The organism is Pseudohaliea sp. (genome assembly GCF_040217025.1).
In the GTDB taxonomy this organism is placed as follows: Bacteria; Pseudomonadota; Gammaproteobacteria; order Pseudomonadales; family Halieaceae; genus Pseudohaliea.
In genome coordinates this window covers 493,083-508,828 of the sequence record NZ_JAVJOA010000010.1, presented here as the reverse complement: position 1 = coordinate 508,828, position 15,746 = coordinate 493,083, and the positions used below count along the sequence as shown (strand labels likewise).

Annotated in this window: 15 protein-coding genes and 2 pseudogenes; 11 read left to right on the top strand and 6 right to left on the bottom strand. The window is 54.4% G+C overall.

All coding sequences use genetic code 11. The features are described from left to right. Positions 1–11: 11 nt before the first annotated feature. Positions 12–728, top strand: coding sequence for a ZIP family metal transporter (locus RKE50_RS13715; RefSeq protein WP_350037205.1), 717 nt, complete (start codon positions 12–14; stop codon positions 726–728). A gap of 68 nt (positions 729–796) precedes the next feature. On the opposite strand, the pseudogene RKE50_RS13710 reads toward RKE50_RS13715, so the two are convergent. Then, positions 797–1,021 (bottom strand): annotated as a pseudogene (locus RKE50_RS13710) (IS3 family transposase); the annotation flags it as partial. Further along, positions 1,005–1,175 (bottom strand): hypothetical protein, encoded by a 171-nt coding sequence (locus RKE50_RS13705; RefSeq protein ID WP_350037203.1) that lies wholly within the window; start codon positions 1,173–1,175, stop codon positions 1,005–1,007. The gene RKE50_RS13705 and the pseudogene RKE50_RS13710, both read right to left, overlap by 17 nt. A 350-nt stretch (positions 1,176–1,525) precedes the next feature. Here RKE50_RS13705 and RKE50_RS13700 point away from each other — a divergent pair, with 350 nt between their 5' ends. Together RKE50_RS13700 and RKE50_RS13695 are read left to right on the top strand one after the other, a co-directional pair. Then, positions 1,526–1,702, top strand: coding sequence for a BrnT family toxin (locus tag RKE50_RS13700; RefSeq protein WP_350037871.1), 177 nt, complete (start codon positions 1,526–1,528; stop codon positions 1,700–1,702). 109 nt (positions 1,703–1,811) lie between these two features. Then, the gene (locus RKE50_RS13695; RefSeq protein ID WP_350037202.1) at positions 1,812–2,048 is read left to right on the top strand and encodes a hypothetical protein; all 237 of its coding nucleotides are present in this window, start codon (positions 1,812–1,814) and stop codon (positions 2,046–2,048) included. A 142-nt stretch (positions 2,049–2,190) separates the two neighbouring features. Here the strand turns inward: RKE50_RS13695 and RKE50_RS13690 are convergent, their stop codons facing one another. From RKE50_RS13690 to RKE50_RS13680, 3 genes are all read right to left on the bottom strand, one after another. After that, positions 2,191–3,168: an aromatic ring-hydroxylating oxygenase subunit alpha gene (locus RKE50_RS13690; RefSeq protein WP_350037869.1), complete on the bottom strand. Its 978-nt coding sequence runs from the start codon at positions 3,166–3,168 to the stop codon at positions 2,191–2,193. Between the two features lie 397 nt (positions 3,169–3,565). Further along, positions 3,566–4,510, bottom strand: coding sequence for an acetamidase/formamidase family protein (locus RKE50_RS13685; protein WP_350037200.1), 945 nt, complete (start codon positions 4,508–4,510; stop codon positions 3,566–3,568). A 36-nt stretch (positions 4,511–4,546) separates the two neighbouring features. Then, positions 4,547–6,787, bottom strand: coding sequence for a TonB-dependent receptor (locus RKE50_RS13680; RefSeq protein WP_350037198.1), 2,241 nt, complete (start codon positions 6,785–6,787; stop codon positions 4,547–4,549). Between the two features lie 375 nt (positions 6,788–7,162). On the opposite strand from RKE50_RS13680, the gene RKE50_RS13675 reads away from it, so the two are divergent. From RKE50_RS13675 to RKE50_RS13660, 4 genes are all read left to right on the top strand, one after another. After that, positions 7,163–7,831: a TetR/AcrR family transcriptional regulator gene (locus RKE50_RS13675; RefSeq protein WP_350037196.1), complete on the top strand. Its 669-nt coding sequence runs from the start codon at positions 7,163–7,165 to the stop codon at positions 7,829–7,831. 71 nt (positions 7,832–7,902) lie between these two features. After that, the gene (locus RKE50_RS13670; protein ID WP_350037195.1) at positions 7,903–9,843 is read left to right on the top strand and encodes an NAD(P)-binding protein; all 1,941 of its coding nucleotides are present in this window, start codon (positions 7,903–7,905) and stop codon (positions 9,841–9,843) included. After that, the gene (locus RKE50_RS13665) at positions 9,809–10,555 is read left to right on the top strand and encodes an alpha/beta fold hydrolase (protein WP_350037193.1); all 747 of its coding nucleotides are present in this window, start codon (positions 9,809–9,811) and stop codon (positions 10,553–10,555) included. The genes RKE50_RS13670 and RKE50_RS13665 overlap by 35 nt, the downstream gene beginning before the upstream one ends. Positions 10,556–10,662: 107 nt before the next feature. Further along, positions 10,663–11,856 (top strand): MFS transporter, encoded by a 1,194-nt coding sequence (locus tag RKE50_RS13660; protein WP_350037191.1) that lies wholly within the window; start codon positions 10,663–10,665, stop codon positions 11,854–11,856. Between the two features lie 118 nt (positions 11,857–11,974). Here RKE50_RS13660 and RKE50_RS13655 read toward each other — a convergent pair. Beyond that, positions 11,975–12,552: pseudogene (locus RKE50_RS13655) on the bottom strand (transposase); the annotation flags it as partial. Between the two features lie 285 nt (positions 12,553–12,837). Between RKE50_RS13655 and RKE50_RS13650 the strand changes: the two are divergent. The 4 genes from RKE50_RS13650 to RKE50_RS13635 all read left to right on the top strand — a co-directional run bounded on the left by RKE50_RS13650 (position 12,838) and on the right by RKE50_RS13635 (position 15,660). Continuing rightward, the gene (locus RKE50_RS13650; RefSeq protein ID WP_350037189.1) at positions 12,838–13,239 is read left to right on the top strand and encodes a GFA family protein; all 402 of its coding nucleotides are present in this window, start codon (positions 12,838–12,840) and stop codon (positions 13,237–13,239) included. 18 nt (positions 13,240–13,257) lie between these two features. Further along, positions 13,258–13,662 (top strand): hypothetical protein, encoded by a 405-nt coding sequence (locus RKE50_RS13645; RefSeq protein ID WP_350037187.1) that lies wholly within the window; start codon positions 13,258–13,260, stop codon positions 13,660–13,662. 46 nt (positions 13,663–13,708) lie between these two features. Beyond that, a complete protein-coding gene (locus RKE50_RS13640) occupies positions 13,709–14,089 on the top strand; it encodes a VOC family protein (RefSeq protein WP_350037185.1) in 381 nt (126 codons plus the stop codon). Between the two features lie 242 nt (positions 14,090–14,331). Then, positions 14,332–15,660, top strand: coding sequence for an MFS transporter (locus tag RKE50_RS13635; protein ID WP_350037183.1), 1,329 nt, complete (start codon positions 14,332–14,334; stop codon positions 15,658–15,660). Positions 15,661–15,746 lie beyond the last annotated feature (86 nt).

The following is a 15,746-nucleotide window of genomic DNA, read 5'->3' as shown; positions in this document are numbered from 1 at the left end:
CGATTAGTACATTGAACGACTGGATCCTCATTATTGTGCTGACGCTAATACCGGGGATCTCGATGCCGATCGGAGCATCCTTTGCCGGGCTCGAACCTATCCGGCCACGCTGGCTTGAATCTGAGGTTCGCCACAGCGTAATCGCCTTTGGTGGTGGGGCGCTTTTGGCAGCAGTCGCGTTAGTTATTGTTCCGGAGGGGATAAGAAACCTGGCTCCACTGCTGATAGTCGTATGTTTTATGAGTGGTGCCGTGGCATTCTTGTTACTCGACGTTCTCCTGGCTGCCAAGGCCACCCCGGCGAGCCAACTGGTGGCGATGTTGTCCGATTTTGTCCCTGAAGCCCTGGCTCTTGGTGCAACCGACGCTGTCTCCAAGGCTTCGGGGGTGTTGCTTGCAGGAATTATTGCGCTACAGAACCTCCCGGAAGGTTTTAACGCCTGCAGAGAAGTTACAACTTCGACCCATTATCGTGTTTCACAGGTGATTGGCGCATTCACTCTGATGGCCTTGTTAGGTCCCATTTCGGGGCTAACCGGATATTTTGTCCTGTCGGACTTTCCGGAACTTGTTTCTGCTATCTCGCTATTTGCCGCTGGCGGTATCCTGTACCTGATTTTTCAGGATATAGCGCCGGAGGCCAAACTGGAAAAGCACTGGGCACCTCCACTGGGCGCGGTAGCTGGTTTTTTATGCGGCGTTATGGGTAAAGTTGCAGTTGGCGCATGAAGGAGTAGTGATGGTGGTATGCCCCTGACTCTCTAGACAGCTGGCAGCTTCTCGAAGTACTGCTTTTCTTAGTTTATAGGCCACAACCCGTTGTTGGTTCCATGCCTCCGATTCGGATTGTAGAAGAACTCGATGCAGTTGAATATTTCGGCCCGGGCTTCATCCCGTGTTTTGAAGATACGGCGCTTGATCCTCTCGGTTTTCAGCATTGAGAAAAAGCTCTCCGCAACGGCGTTGTCGTGGCAGTTCCCTTTGCGGCTCATGCTGGCCACCCAGTCATTCTCTGCCAGGAACTTGCGCTAGTCCCAGGGTCGGCACCAGCCATTCGCGGATATCGATCACGAAATCCCCGGGAACCAGCGTGGGCCGCCGCTGCGGGTGCGCCGGAAAATGCGCCGCCAGGTACTCGGAGAGGGTCCGCGCCTGGGCCGGCGGCAGCTCAACCATGGTGGCCATCACCTTCCGCCAGCGCCCAGGAGTATCGTAGCCTGCGGATCTGGTGACGGTCGCCGTGGAATGGCAGGACGTGCAGGCGATTTCGACCAGGCTGCGGCCTTAGCCGGCGGGCAGGTCGGCGGCTGTTGTGCCGGAAAATGCAAACTGAATGGCAAGCAACATGCCGGCGACCGGCTTCAGTACCGAACTGAAAATTATCCGCATGACCCGGCTCCTTGCTGCCTGGATGAATACTCTGTATACGGGGTCCAGTGGCCAGCGTATTGCCGCCGGGTCGAAACTTCAAGTGGTGGAGAAAACGCTCTCAGTGCAAAAGTGTTTATATGGCAAATTAGCCATATATTTGTTATAAAGCTATTCTGGAGAAATCTAAATTTAAATGGGATGAGGCCAAGAATGCAGCCAACCAGCGCAAACACTGTGTTTCATTTTACGAAGCTCAATATGCGTTTCTGGATGAACTGCGGATAATCGCTGAAGACTTGAGCCATAGCCAGAAAGAAAGGCGGTATTACTGATTCGGTTCCAATCGCGAAGGCACTGGGATTCTCACCGTTAGATTCACCTATCGATCTGGCCGCATAAGCATCATCGGCGCGGGTTACTGGCATAGAGGTAAAACAGTTTATGAGCAAACCAATCAAGTATAATGATGAACCGATTGGTGAATTCAGGTTGGTGCCTGAATTCCTCCCCTCACCGGAAGAATTAGCACTCAAAAACAAGCAAACAAAAGTCCCGATTTCACTGAGTTCAGAAAGCGTTGCCTTCTTTAAAGAAGCCGCCAAAAAGCACCATATGCAATATCAGAAAATAATCAGGCAGCTGCTGGATGAATATGTAGAGCAGCAAAAACGGCGTTAAGCACTCCGTTGCCAATCAGGGTGGTGATCAATCCCAGGCGGCACCATCGCCACGTTATTGAAAGAAAGCGTGCCGGCACCCACTCATAAATTGCATGGAGTGCTGCATTCCCAGCTGACCGAAGTCCGTTATCTCCAAAAGATCACGAACGGGAAACCTCCTGATGCCGGATATCGCGAACCGGAAGGTCAATGAGCTCCTGAGGAGTTTGATCCTTACCTATGCACATACGGGCTGCCACGATACGAAGGAACTGAAGACTGGTTGCCTCTTGAGGCAGGGCAAATACACCACCATTGAAACCTGGGCAATGCCGGCCCTGCTGCACTTTTTCACAAGCGCCTATATCCTGCGAGTTTATCAACGTAAGAAAATCTGAATTACTTCGCCGTTGATCTGCCAGTGCGTCATCAAGAGCCGCATTCCCATAAAACAAAATCTCAATACGTTCGGAGGTTGTCGCCGGGGAGGTTGGATTTATGATGATTATAAACGTAAAATCCGGAAGCGGCCCGATAATTAAATTTGGGAGCAAGTAGAATGCTTCGTAACTTGTTGTATCTCCGCCGGGTCGACGCGGTAAACCGGCGAGTTCTTCACTCTCACCTGCCGTGTAACTATCGCCGCCCTGACCAAGATAACTGTGGCCACCCAGAATTTGATAATGCATTCGCATTGGGTTTACTTTTTCCAATTCGGGATGCACCGGAGGCACATGATAGCTTTCTACAAAATTCTCCACAACGAGCTTCCAATTGGCATTGAAGCACATTGTAGAGGACAACGGAGAATCCCTGACAAGAGCGTCAGCGGGCAACTCCCCGATACGTTCATCGAGTGGGCCGATAAAATCAGCGAAATCCGACTCCGTAGCGGATATATTGACAAATACCAGGCCTTTCCACGTCGCGGAGCGAATCTCTTTAAGGGAAAATTCTTTTGCATCAAAATCGCAGGGCGTATGCTTACCTGCGCCGCCGGCATGTGGTGTCCGAATCAAAGTACCATCCAGATCATATGCCCAACTATGGTAAGGACAAACGATATTCCGCCGGCAACGCCTGGGCTCGACTGCAAGCACCGATCCCCTATGCACACAAGCGTTCTCGAAAACACGGATGCATTAATCGCGCCCACGCACCATAAGCATTGGTATGCCCGCGAATGTGACTGGCGCTATATCACCAACCTCGGGGACATCCTCCACGAACCCGATACACATCCAACTGGCGCAGAATACTTTGTTGAGTTCCGACTCAAAATGTACCGTGGATGTATACGCAGTATTGGGAAGACCCACCTGACCTTTTAACGGACCCTGGTAATCCGATTGCAAATCAGTCATCGTTTTGTCTCCATGAGATCCAGTCAACCAGAATCAGATTGTTTAAGCACACATGGGCTCCTCCCTCGCCCTCGTACAAGCGCCCAGGTAACATAGGCTCTAATAACTTGCGGTAGTGGCTTCTTTCAGGGAATCGCCAGCGCCGCGAATTTAAATTTTTCTATACAAGCCTTTACTGAAATATCTTATTTGGCATATAGAATGACACAACCCAATTGGGCCTATCGACAATCTCACTTATACGTAGGTCACCGGTGACGCTGCACAACATATACGCTTGGGCGGCGTCCAACTTATGCAGCTTCATTAATCTGTCAATCATTCCCCGGACAGCGTTCTGACTCGCCTCCATAAGATCCGGACCTATACCGGTAGTCACTTCATATCCCAGTTCATCGTGGTGGCGGCTTACAGGCCCCGGCGTTACATATCTCGGGAAACGCAAATTCTCTCCCTTGACTAAATCAAGCCTGACGGTAACTCCCATCGGGGATTCAATGGCAGTGCCACAGACTTCGCCGTCTCCTTGAGCACAGTGAGGATCACCGATCGAGAACAACGCGCCGGGCACTTCGACAGGAATATACAGATCGGTTCCGATATTGATATCTCGAATGTCCATGTTACCGCCCGTCGCATACGGCGGAATGGTGCTGAACTCGCCGGCTTCAGCATGCGCGACACCGATAGTTCCACAGAAAGGTTTAAGTGGGACCCTGGCGTGCGAATTAAATACACACGGCGTCTCGAAACCTAATTCGTACTTCCATATGTTCAGGGAAGGATTGGCAAAGTCGTCAGCGAGTAGTCCAAAACCGGGAATAATGGCTGTCCACCCCCAACCGCTGGGCTCGAAGCCGAGGATCGTAACTTTAAGCGAATCCCCTGGCTCTGCACCATCGACGTATATAGGCCCAGAAATGGGGTTTACCAAATCAAAATCCAGATTCTCCACGTCCTCGACCGTTGACTCGGGTGAAAGCTGGCCACAAACGGCATCGATCACTTCGAATTGCACTTCATCTCCCGGCGCAACAACTTGAGCAGGTGTCCTACTGTTGCACCAACTCATATGTTGATGGTTAGAGTGTATCGTATGCAATTTTTTGCCTTTCATGAGAGTTCTCCTAACCGAAAGGTTTCCCTAACTTCTCTAGTTCCAATTATACTCAAGTTGTACGCCGTACCAGCGAGGCTCTCCTAATGTGGCGCGGGTCGTTCCAATTAAGCCTGAGTTATCGAAACCGTTAATCGTGTACACCTCGTCCGTCGCATTGTCCACAAAGCCGCTCAGCACCCATTTTTCAGCCCGATCACTGATCGACAGCCGCGCGCCGACCACGGTATAGGAATCGCCAAGTGTGATCGGGGCATTTAGTGTGCTAAATTGCTGCTCATCCACATAGGATAGATCAGCCTGCACACTGAGCACGGTCTCCGATAAGACCCACTCCTTGCGAATCAACGCGTTTAAGCTAATGTCAGGTGAGAAAGGCGCCTCACGATCGGCCGCGCGGCCAGAGGGTAAAACAATATCCTCCACAGTTGTGTCCAGTACCGACACACCGAGCAATATATCCAGGCCAGGAGCAGGTGTCGCCTGAAGTTCCAGCTCTCCGCCATAAATCTCAGCATCAGCATTGACGATCAGCGACGTCAGGTTTGAGAATTGAAATGCCTGAAAATCCTGATAATCATAGTAGAAAACACTACCGTTAAGTCGTGCCCTACCACCGAAGAGTGTTGACTTAAACCCGGCCTCATAACTGGTTAACGCTTCACCATCGAATGCTGTTTCCTCAGGAGGAATCGTCGCAACAACTGGTGCATTGAAGCCACCTGCTTTGTACCCACGGCTTACACCTGCAAACAGCAGCGTATCGTCAGTTACCGACCAACTAAGCTGAGCTTTGAATTCATAGTCATTTTCATCCTGGTCCCCTGAAAAGCCGTCGGCCTGAATCGTACCTGGCGCGGAGAAAAAGAAAAGCTCAGGATCGCAAGTCGCACCGAAGCATACCCCGGTAAAGTCAAAATCCTTGTTGTCCTGAGTCCAACGCAATCCCGCGATCAATGACAACTGGCTGGATAAACGATATTCAATCTGACCGAACACGGAGTACGACTCGGTTTTCAACTCGTAGAGGTTTTCTGTTCTGCCTGCATACAGCTCGGCCGTATCCACCCCCCCTAGGTAATCCCCATCTATATATAGATAATATGCACCCACAAGCCAGTTCATGACGTCGGAATCTCCCTCAAGACGAAATTCCTGCGTAAACTGCGTATTTTCCTGTGAAGTAAAGTAGTCTACGGCCAGTACCGGGGTAGCATCAGCGTCCCCCAGGTAATCCTTCTCGAAGGTCTGCCAATCGGTGACAGATACCAGGCGCAACTGTTCACTCAGTGACCAATCCAGATTTAACGAAGCACCATAGTGGTCTCTGTCAAGAAATCCTTCAGTATTTGCAGCACCGGAAAAGGGGTCGTCATTCTCCTTTACATATCCAAAGCAGGTATCCTGATCAGGTACACTCGGGATGAGAAAAAAGCCTTCACAGAATTCGTTATAGGCAGCCTGATTAGGAGGGGCGAATCCAAGGCCATCGTCGTTAATCATGGCTCTTGCTGTCAGCATACCGCCGAAACCATCTGCGCGATCTCTGCTGCCATTGAACGACAACAGAGCATTGACATCTTCTAGACCGATAAACTCCAGATGAGCGCGGACACTGTAATTGTCCTCGGTGTTTTTATCTAAACCTATGCGGTTCTCCCAGTAGCCGTCGGCTTCTCGCTTTGATACTGCCAGCCTTCCCAGCAATTGATCCTCGATCAAAGTACCGCTGACAGCGCCGTCCAGATAAACCTGGTCGTATGATCCAAATGTTCCCCTGAAATAGCCTTCAAATTCTTTAGTGGGCTTTTTGCTGGTCAAGTGGATTACTCCACCGGTTGAGTTTCGGCCAAACAGCGTGCCCTGAGGACCCTTCAGAACTTCCGCTCTCTCAATGTCGAACATCTGGTTTCCGACCGCACTCATGAAACTGATGTAGCTACCGTCACGATAAAAGGCAACCGGAGCCTCCTGATGGTCTTCAAAACTGACCTGCGATACCCCCCGCAACGAGAAAAGAGAGACGGTAGCCCCGCCACCAAAAGACCCCCACTGCAATCCAGGTGTATGCTTCATTAAATCCTGTGACGAGGTCAACCCTAGGCGATTCAGGGTTTCTCCACTCATAGCTGTCACAGAAACGGGTACATCCTGTAGATTCTGCTCGCGCTTTTGTGCCGTAACTATTACCTCCTCCAGCGTTGCGGACATAACGCCCCCGGAAGCGAATGCTGAGATCAATACAGCTGCAACGTTTGATTTATACATATTTTTCATGGTCCATCCTCCTACTATGCCTCGAAGTTACTTTGATAATGGCCTGTCGGCCGAGGGTGAATGCGAGCATCGGCTACGAAGCCTGATACCTAATTAGCAGTTTTCGATATAGATCAGTTTCCTGATCCATTCAGCAAAACCCTCAACTGCATCTGTATAAAACGGAAACCAAACTCCGCGAAAAAATAATTCAGTTGCATTAATTATAATGTAAATGTATTATATGTCAAGACGTCCGCCGGCTTGCGTGACCACCAGGCGGGTGACTTGGACAGAAGCGCGGGAAAAAACAGCGCCGGGAGATGTGCAGCACGCTAACTTATTGTTATTCTTGATAAATATCCGACTATAAAGTAATTGATACAGGCCATCGCTATGACAAACCAATCCAGATACACCAGCGTTGACATAGCAAGCACGAAAGAAAAACTGCTACTGACAGCGCTCACTGTATTCGCGGAGCGGGGAATCGACGCAGTGTCGATTCGCGCATTAACGAAAATGGCGGGGGCGGGGAACACATCAGCTGTTTACTACCATTTCGACTCCAAGCAGGGGCTAATAGAAACACTTATCAACTTTATACAGGACAAGTTTGATGAGGTCAGAGAACCAATGCTTTCTGAGATCGAACTGGATCCGGCGCTGGGACCGAAAGATTTGCGACGGTTTCTATTCAGCGTTGCGAAACCTTACGTTCATATATTGGAGCGGGAGCAGTGGGGTGAATGCGCCATACGTTTTCTCGCACGCATCGAATATGAGGATCACCCGGAAGCGTCAAAGATACTGAGTGCACGATCAAAGCCAGCGGCCAACAGGATGTTCAGCATTCTTAAAACCTGCACACAGGGTATACCAGACAGACGCTTGAGAATGCGCTTCAATTTCTTCATCAATACCATCATCCAGGGTCTGGCCAACGCCAGGCATCTTAAAACAAGCTACCTTGGCGACCTGTCGACGAAAAGTTCAGAAAGACTGGCGCGTTTTTACGTCGATTGCGGCGAGCAGGTAATACTGGCGCCAAAAAATAAATGTTGACAGGCAGGGAGCGTTTAGCCGTGCATGTTATCTCGCCACGGCGACAGCAACACATGTAAAGGACGTTAGAAATGACATACTCGAAACATACTCCTAAAGTAGCCCGCGGCTTTACGAGGCGGGACTTCCTGAATTCGGTGATGATAGGTTCGGGGGCGTTACTCGCTGCACCGCACTATTCCATCGGTTCCGATTCCGGCAGTACCACCCTGCCCGCACCAGTGCTTGGCGATGAGTGGTATGGCTACGGGGGTATCGGAGATTATCAACCGTCGCACGGCAATACACCGGAAGCGGTGGAACGTGCTCATGCGCTGCGCGATGCAAGTATACTAAACGAGCCGCATACCGTTAGTGAAACTGATGAAGTCTACGACCTCGTAATAGTCGGTGGCGGCATGGCCGGCCTCGGTGGCGCATTGCGCTTTACCCAGAGACGCGGCGATAAACAGAGCCTGTTGATCCTCGACAACCACCCGGTGCTGGGTGGGGAAGCAAAGCGAAACATCTTCGAAATCAACGGCCAGCGCCTGGTTGCTCCCCAGGGGGCCAATGGCTTTTCGGTTCCGGCGATTGATGACGGCGGTTTCGCCGATGGCGATGCGAGATACTTCGAGGAACTGGATATTCCCCGCGAGTACAGCTATCCCACACTCCAGGGCAGCGAAAAGCAGTTGCGTTTCGGGCAGGACGACTACGGTTTTCTGTACTGGCTGGAAGATCAGGTGTCCGTGGGCTATTTCGTGGATCAACGCTCCCATGGTGTTTCGCCACGCTGGGTTCGTAACCCATGGCAAACAGGTCTTCAACAGATGCCAATGAGCGATTACCTTCGCAACGAGCATATTAGATGGCGTAACTGGTCAACGAAGGTATACGGGGGAGCGGAGTACAAGCGCTGGCTCGACAGCATTACCTACCGGGAGCTGGTGGTCGAACACATGGGTATCGACCCCAAGGTGGTCGATCACGTCGACCCGATCCTGGCGAGCGGCGCCGGTGGCACATCTGACGTGCTCTCAGCGTATTCCGCATACGCACTCGGAATGCCAGGCACAACCGCTTTCTACCAAGAGCCATTCCAGCTAGGAGAACGGCATTCGTTCCCGGGGGGAAACGATGGCTTCACCCGATATTTCCTAAAGCATATAAAACCGGAGGCACTATCCGGCGGCAGCGAATTCGCTGACATCGTCAACGCCAATATCCAGTTTTCCGAGCTCGACAAGCCCGGGCAACCCGTGCGTATCCGCCTTGGCGCATCGGTGATGAAAGTTGCCCATCGCGGCCCGGCCGACGAGGCGGGGTATGTGGATATTGTCTACGCGAGGGACCGGGAGTTGCACCGGGTAAAAGCCAAGGCAATATTGATGGCAACAGGGGCCTGGATAACCAAGTACGTGGTCAGCGACCTGCCCGAGACCCATTCAAACGCAATGAACGAGTTTGTCCATACGGCATTCCTGGTCGCGAATGTTGCGCTGACGAATTGGCGCTTTATAGAAAGAGCCGGGGTGACCGGCTTCCGGTGGTGGGACGACATCGGGTTTGCAGCGAACCTCAAGCGACCGATGCACGTCGGGAACTACCAACCTCCATTTCATCCGGACAAACCCGCAACCCTGTCGTTTTATATACCCCTGTACTACCCCGGAAAATCCGCGATCGAGCAGGGGATCCTCGGCCGGACGGAACTTCTCAACACCCCTTATGCAGCGTACGAAATGCGTCTCAGAAATCTGTTGAAGCGACTTTTTTCCCGACACGGTTTTCGTGAAGAGCGGGATATGGCCGGATTGATACTCAACCGGTGGGGCCATGCCTATACCGTACCCCGCCCGGGCTTTTACTTCGGCAAGGACGGCAATCTTCCACCACATGAAGTTATTCGGCAGCGCCATGGGCGCATTACCTTCGCGCATTCGGAGTTGCGCGGCAACCAGCACTGGGGGCCAGCGGCGGCTGAAGGTGCAAGAGGTGTCGACCAATTATTTGATGCCGGCATCTGGTGATAACCACTCCTGGTATAGCGTATTCGAAAAAGGTATCCGTATGAGTTTTATTGAGACTACTCACTGCACACTCTATTACGAACAAACCGGTTCCGGTCCTGACATTGTCTGGATCCCGGGCGGCGACAACCGCGGAGAGGACTGGCGGTATCAGGTGGATTACTTCAAATCCAATTTTCGCAATACGACCTACGATCCCCGGGGCATTGGTCAGACACAGTGTAAACAATCGACTCCCTGGGAAATAAAGGATTTTGCTTTAGATTGCGCTGAGCTGATCAGACAAGTCTGCGACCCTCCAGTATCCGTCGCTGGGCTATCAATGGGTTCACTGGTTACGCTTCAGTTGGCAGTGGATTATCCAGAGTTGGTTCGGTGTGCTATACCAATGGGGACCGCCGCAAGATTCACAGGTTACACGCGGGAATGGATGCAGTCTGAAGTGGATTTCAGGCGTGCTGGCGGTACGCTTTCGGAAAATATGGCTGTTGCACATTATGGCGTTCTTATGTATCCGCCGGAAGTTTTGGCGGACGAAGACCTCTGGAGCCGACTCCGGCCATTCGTTGCAGCGAGCTATGGTGAAAGAGACGGCGACATGCTGGCTGCCCAGTGGGAGGCGTGCGTACATTTCGACGTATACGATGAATTAGCGGATTGCCCTGCGCCCATTCATGCTATTGGGTTTGGTGCAGACGTACAAGCTCCCTAGCCTTTGGGAAAAGAGGTCGCTAAGCGTGCACAAAACGGCCATTTCCATCTTCTGGAGGGTCTGGGGCACTTATCGCTGGTAGGTCACAAGCCGGACGTCGTAAATCAGTGTATTCACAGCATCCTGAAATCCTCCCTCTGATCCCGGCGATGTCATTTATACGTTATATCAACAGTCAACACTTCCCGGTTCTTCCCGTCGCAGCGGGATCGCTGATTGGCTTTTCTTCACCTCAGAACGGGCCTTTGTTTATAGGGGCTCTGATCGATGAATTTGGCCTCTCACCCGCGCTCAGCGGGTCGGTTCTCGCAATCGAAATCAGTGCTATCGGAATCGGCGCCGCGATCTGGGCAACACAGGCATCTTTTCTGACCGGCCGTATACTCGTGCTTCTCGGGGCGGTTGCGTTCATCGCCGGACAATGTCTTTCTATTATCGCGGCGAGCACAGTGGCGTTAATAGCGGCCAGAACGATTGTTGGCATCGCCTGTGGCGCGATTTACACGGCAACCAATATCTGCGCCTCGCGCGCAAGCAATCCCGATCGTACACTGGGGGTTGCGGTAGCGGTTACCATGGCGATATATGCCGTTACAATGCCAGTAATTGGTTTTTCTATCAATCTGGCTGGTGCGGACGGTGCGTTTTACGGATACATCGGTCTTATCGTTGTTTTGTTGCCGTTCCTCCTCCGCCTACACGGGTCTGCGCCAAAAGGTATCGAGACAAAGGCAATCAGATTCCCGCGAAGCCTGCTTATCATTCTTTTGCTCTCGGTAATTTTCTTGAATATCGCCCAGGGAGCCGCATGGATGTTTTCAGAACGGGTGGGCCAGAACCTGGGGCTTAGTAGCGCCCATATCGGTGCTATTATGGGGGTGGGTACGGCCGCGGGTGTCGTAGGCTCCGCCTCAGCGGGTTGGCTGGGCGTCCGCTGGGGCAGAACTTTACCGATGGTCGCTGGTTTTTCAGGAGTTGGCTGCGCCTGTCTGCTATTAAATACGGCCAGTGCGCCGTGGAGTTTTGTATTTGCCGTCACAGCCTACTGGATTGTGTACATGTTCAGTTATCCTTACATACTTGGGACAGGTGCTGAAGCAGATCCGACGGGAAAAACTGCGGCGATCGTAGGTGCCGCCCTGCTGTTTTCCATGGGAATCGGTCCTCTTGTGGGCGGCTTTATGTCTACCTTCACATCGCCCGGAACATTGGGCTGGAGCGCACTTGCGCTATGCCTGATTGCCGCGTGTCTGCTTATACCGGTCACCCGGTATCTGAGTCTTACCCGTTCACATCCATGAGCGTTTAAGCAAATCACCCCGGCAGCCAGCCGAACAACTCCTGCAAGACGAATTGGCCGGGATCGCTGACCCCACGCGGCATACCCTTGACGCAAGTCAACGGGTAAACGCTGTCAGGGGATGCGTGGTAACCACCCGAAGGGATACCCGGTCGCCGGCCCGAGCAGGTATATTGAATCCCCTGGTCGGAATGTATCAGAACACTTGCTTCGGGTTTGCGGCGCCAAAGTGCCATCGGCAGCGCATCGATCACCAAAGCGGCACGGAGGTTATTCTTCGTGCTCCAGCCAACGACCTGTCGGGAGAACAGATCCAATACCACGGTTAGGCATAGAAGCCGCTGCGGTGAACTTTGAGCACTCGGCACATCGTTGCGACAGGGTGTTTATTGATTCGGGACTCTATGAATGCGTATCTTTCCTTTGACTCGCTTGCAAAGAACGTGGCGGCTTCCTTTAGTATTTTCCTCTCATCGACGACCCTCCGAAGCTCAGCTTTAAGGCGTAGCAGTTCCTCCTGCTGGCTCGTAATGGTTTGATGCTGCGAGCCCGCATCGCCGTATTGCTTGACCCAGTCACCCAGGCTCTTTGAGCTGATCCCGAGCCGCTGCGCGACCTCCACAATTTTTTAGCCGCGATCGGTGACCTGCTTGACGGCCTCGATCTTGAACTCCTCGGTGTAGCGTTTCCCGCTCACAATCTGACATCCTGTATTAGCATTGATTATAACGCTGTCAGGTGTCTACAGTCGTAGGGGCATACCAGAGTTGTTTCTTCCGTCTGTCTATGGGTACCTTCAGTACCGGGTCTCAGGTCAGGCTGGAAATCTTGCTTGAGCGTGAATGGTTTATGGAGATGAGAACACCGGGAAATGGATGCGGAATCCGCCGCATAGAAAGGCCAGGCATCGGGACGCGCATGCTGTGTGCCCTTGTTGACAGCGTCAACCGCATGTCACCGGCGAAACCATGGGTTGTGCCTGATGACTGACCATAGCGGTTCTTGCCTGTGTGGCACCGTGAAATTCCAGGTGAAGGGTGACTTTGACAGCTTTTACTTGTGTCACTGCCGGCGCTGCCAGAAAGATAGCGGCTCGGCTCATGCGGCAAACCTGTTCTCGCAGTCCGCTCAATTGCTCTGGCACTCGGGTGCCGATGCGGTGACAGCGTTTCGGCTTCCGGGCACCCGCCATTACAAGAGTTTCTGCAAGCGGTGTGGTTCCGCATTGCCCGGCACCCAGCCCCCGGGGTTGCTTGTCGTGCCCGCAGGTTGCCTGGACACGGCTATCGACATGTCGCCCACGGCACACATCTTCGTATGCAGCAAAGCCGCCTGGGAGGAGAAGGCGGGGGATGCGCCGACGTTCGAGAAACTGCCGGATTGAGCGGTCATCACAGCTGCCATGAGCCGCTACGCCCCCTATGCACTGGTCCTCCTGAAAGCCGTCCTGCTCGCGTGGGGCCTGCTGGGCCTAGTCGAGTACCTGGTGCCCTCGGCGGCTTTTGGTCTGCAAAACGCGAACTTTCCTCCCGGCACCCAGCTTTTTCACTGGGTCCTTATCCTGCTGACCGGCCTGGTCTTCCTTCTTGGTTTTGCCAAGCGCTGGAAATACACACCCTTCGCCACGATCACGATGTACGCCACACTTGCTACGCTTTGCTTCGTCGAGACGGTGGATTTCCGGGCCTTCGGAGACGGCGCGGAGCGTTACATCGTGATGTCCGCGGAGTACCTGCTGTACCTCGCGCTGTCCGCCTATCTGCTAAGCTCGACCCGGATCCGGGCGCGCTTTTCGGGGGGCGCCTGACCCCTGGTGAGCGCCCTCACGGCGCGACCGCTAGCGAGGATTCGCGATGAACGTTGAGCAGTGCGGCATCATCCTGAACGTATCCCGTTTCGACGCGTGCGTGTCGTTCTACAGGACGCTGTTCGGTCTCAGGGAGCTGTTCTCGAAGGTGGATGGCGACTTCCGCCTGACCTGTCTCGAGTTCGGTTCCGCCTATCTCATGATCGAGACCGGCGGTGTGGCTTCCGCTGAGGAAAAATCCGTCGCACAGAGTCCGACGATACTGCGTTTCAATGTGGCGGATATTCACGAAGCCTTCGAAGAGGTCCGCGCGCAGGATGGTAACGCCCGGCTGATAGAGAACGACTGGGGAATCATCGTACGTTGTACAGATCCTGACGGGAACCCGATCAGTATCAGAGAGAGTGCGGGGTTCATGCCGTCGTGAGATCAGGGTCAATATTACTGGTCGGGCTCTGCCTTTTTGCCCCCGGGTGCAGCAATCAGCAGGTCTACAACGCTATCCAGGAAAGTCAGCGGGTGGACTGCCAGCAGTACCCGGATACGCGCTACGAAGAGTGCATGCAACAGCTCGAGAAGCCGTACGGTGACTACGAGGAGGAGCGCGAAGCACTCGAGGGTGAGTGATCGTCGTACCGCCGTGGCCCATTGACAGCTGCGGTACGGGGTGTGGCACCTTCAATCCCCTGGCTCGCGCCCGACACCGCCGGGCGCACGGAGGTCGCTATCAGGGAGCTTTCCAGTACCAGTTTTTCGCTTTTCGGTGCCGCGCTGGTCGCCATCAGCTACGGCATCGCGCGCTTTGCATTCGGCCTGTTCGTACCGCCGATCCGTGACGACCTGGCGTTGCGACCTGCGCTCGTCGGCGTTATCGGCGCGCTGCCGCTGGTGAGTTTCGTGCTGGCGACCCTGGTCGCGCCCCTGGCGGCCGACCGGCTGGGTGCGCGCAATGCCGCCGTGCTGTCCGGAGTGTTCGGGACGGCGGGCCTCGCGCTGATCAGTGCAAGCGGCGATGCGTTCATGCTCGCTATCGGCGTGTTTGCCTGTGGAATCTGTACCGGCCTGATGATGCCGGCGCTTACGGCGGCCATGCAGGCGCTGGTCGACCGCTCACTGCACGGCCGTGTCAGCTCAGTCATGAATGCGGGGACCAGCATCGGCGTGGTGCTCTCGGTGCCCGCGGTGTTCTTTCTTGCCGGCGACTGGCGCTTTGCCTACGCGGTGTTCGCGGTGCTGGCGGCGCTCGGTGTCCTCGCGGCGGCCGTGGTCATTCCCGCCGTCTCACGCATTACTCCCGCCGATGCGGCGCCCCCGCCGCCGGTGACGCCGCTGCAGTGGTGGCGGCTCCTGCGCCTCTCGGTTTTTGCGTTCGTCATGGGCTTTGTTGCCTCGGCCTACTGGGTCTTCGCGCCGGACCTCATGGTGACGACCGGCGCACTGCCGGCGGCGGCGACCGGGGGACTCTGGCTGGCGGCGGGCCTGGCCGGTCTCGGTGGCGCGGTGGTGGCGGACCTCGCGGACCGGAACAACCCGCCGATCACGCAGTCGCTGATGCTGATGATGCTGGCGGCGAGCCTGTCACTGCTGGCCGCGAGCCCGGGCCAGCTCACGCTGGCGGTGTTTTCCGCCATGGTCTTCGGCCTCGCCTACATGAGCCTGACGGGGCTTTACCTGATGACCGGCATACGGCTCCTGCCGGGGCGCCTTTCGCTCGGGCCGGTGCTGCCCTTCATGGCGGTTGCCCTGGGGCAGGCCGCCGGGTCACCGCTGGTGGGGCTGCTGGCGCGGGAGCTTGGCTACACGGATACCTTCTCGCTGTTCGCCGCCATCGGGATCATTGCCGCGCTTCTCTCCCCCATGTATCCGCGCCTCATCGACTACGGTCCCGTCGAGGAGGCCGCCGACATGACGGGCCTGCAGGCGGCCTACGACCAGCAGCTGCAGGACGAGACCGGGGAGCCGCTGCAGGTCGTTGCAGTGGGTGGACTCGAGGAGTGAGCAGGCCGGCAGCTGACGCTGGCCGGCCCTCGCGGCCGGGGTGTGATTGTTATACGCTGTCCGCGAGGAAAGCCTATGGCCGGCGG

Bases quoted from the DNA above. Each gene is read 5' to 3' on its own strand.
- RKE50_RS13705 (WP_350037203.1), bottom strand. From the start codon at position 1,175: ATGGTTGAGCTGCCGCCGGCCCAGGCGCGGACCCTCTCCGAGTACCTG.
- RKE50_RS13695 (WP_350037202.1), top strand. From the start codon at position 1,812: ATGAGCAAACCAATCAAGTATAATGATGAACCGATTGGTGAATTCAGG.
- RKE50_RS13685 (WP_350037200.1), bottom strand. From the start codon at position 4,510: ATGAAAGGCAAAAAATTGCATACGATACACTCTAACCATCAACATATG.
- RKE50_RS13680 (WP_350037198.1), bottom strand. From the start codon at position 6,787: ATGAAAAATATGTATAAATCAAACGTTGCAGCTGTATTGATCTCAGCA.
- RKE50_RS13675 (WP_350037196.1), top strand. From the start codon at position 7,163: ATGACAAACCAATCCAGATACACCAGCGTTGACATAGCAAGCACGAAA.
- RKE50_RS13670 (WP_350037195.1), top strand. From the start codon at position 7,903: ATGACATACTCGAAACATACTCCTAAAGTAGCCCGCGGCTTTACGAGG.
- RKE50_RS13650 (WP_350037189.1), top strand. From the start codon at position 12,838: ATGACTGACCATAGCGGTTCTTGCCTGTGTGGCACCGTGAAATTCCAG.
- RKE50_RS13645 (WP_350037187.1), top strand. From the start codon at position 13,258: ATGAGCCGCTACGCCCCCTATGCACTGGTCCTCCTGAAAGCCGTCCTG.
- RKE50_RS13640 (WP_350037185.1), top strand. From the start codon at position 13,709: ATGAACGTTGAGCAGTGCGGCATCATCCTGAACGTATCCCGTTTCGAC.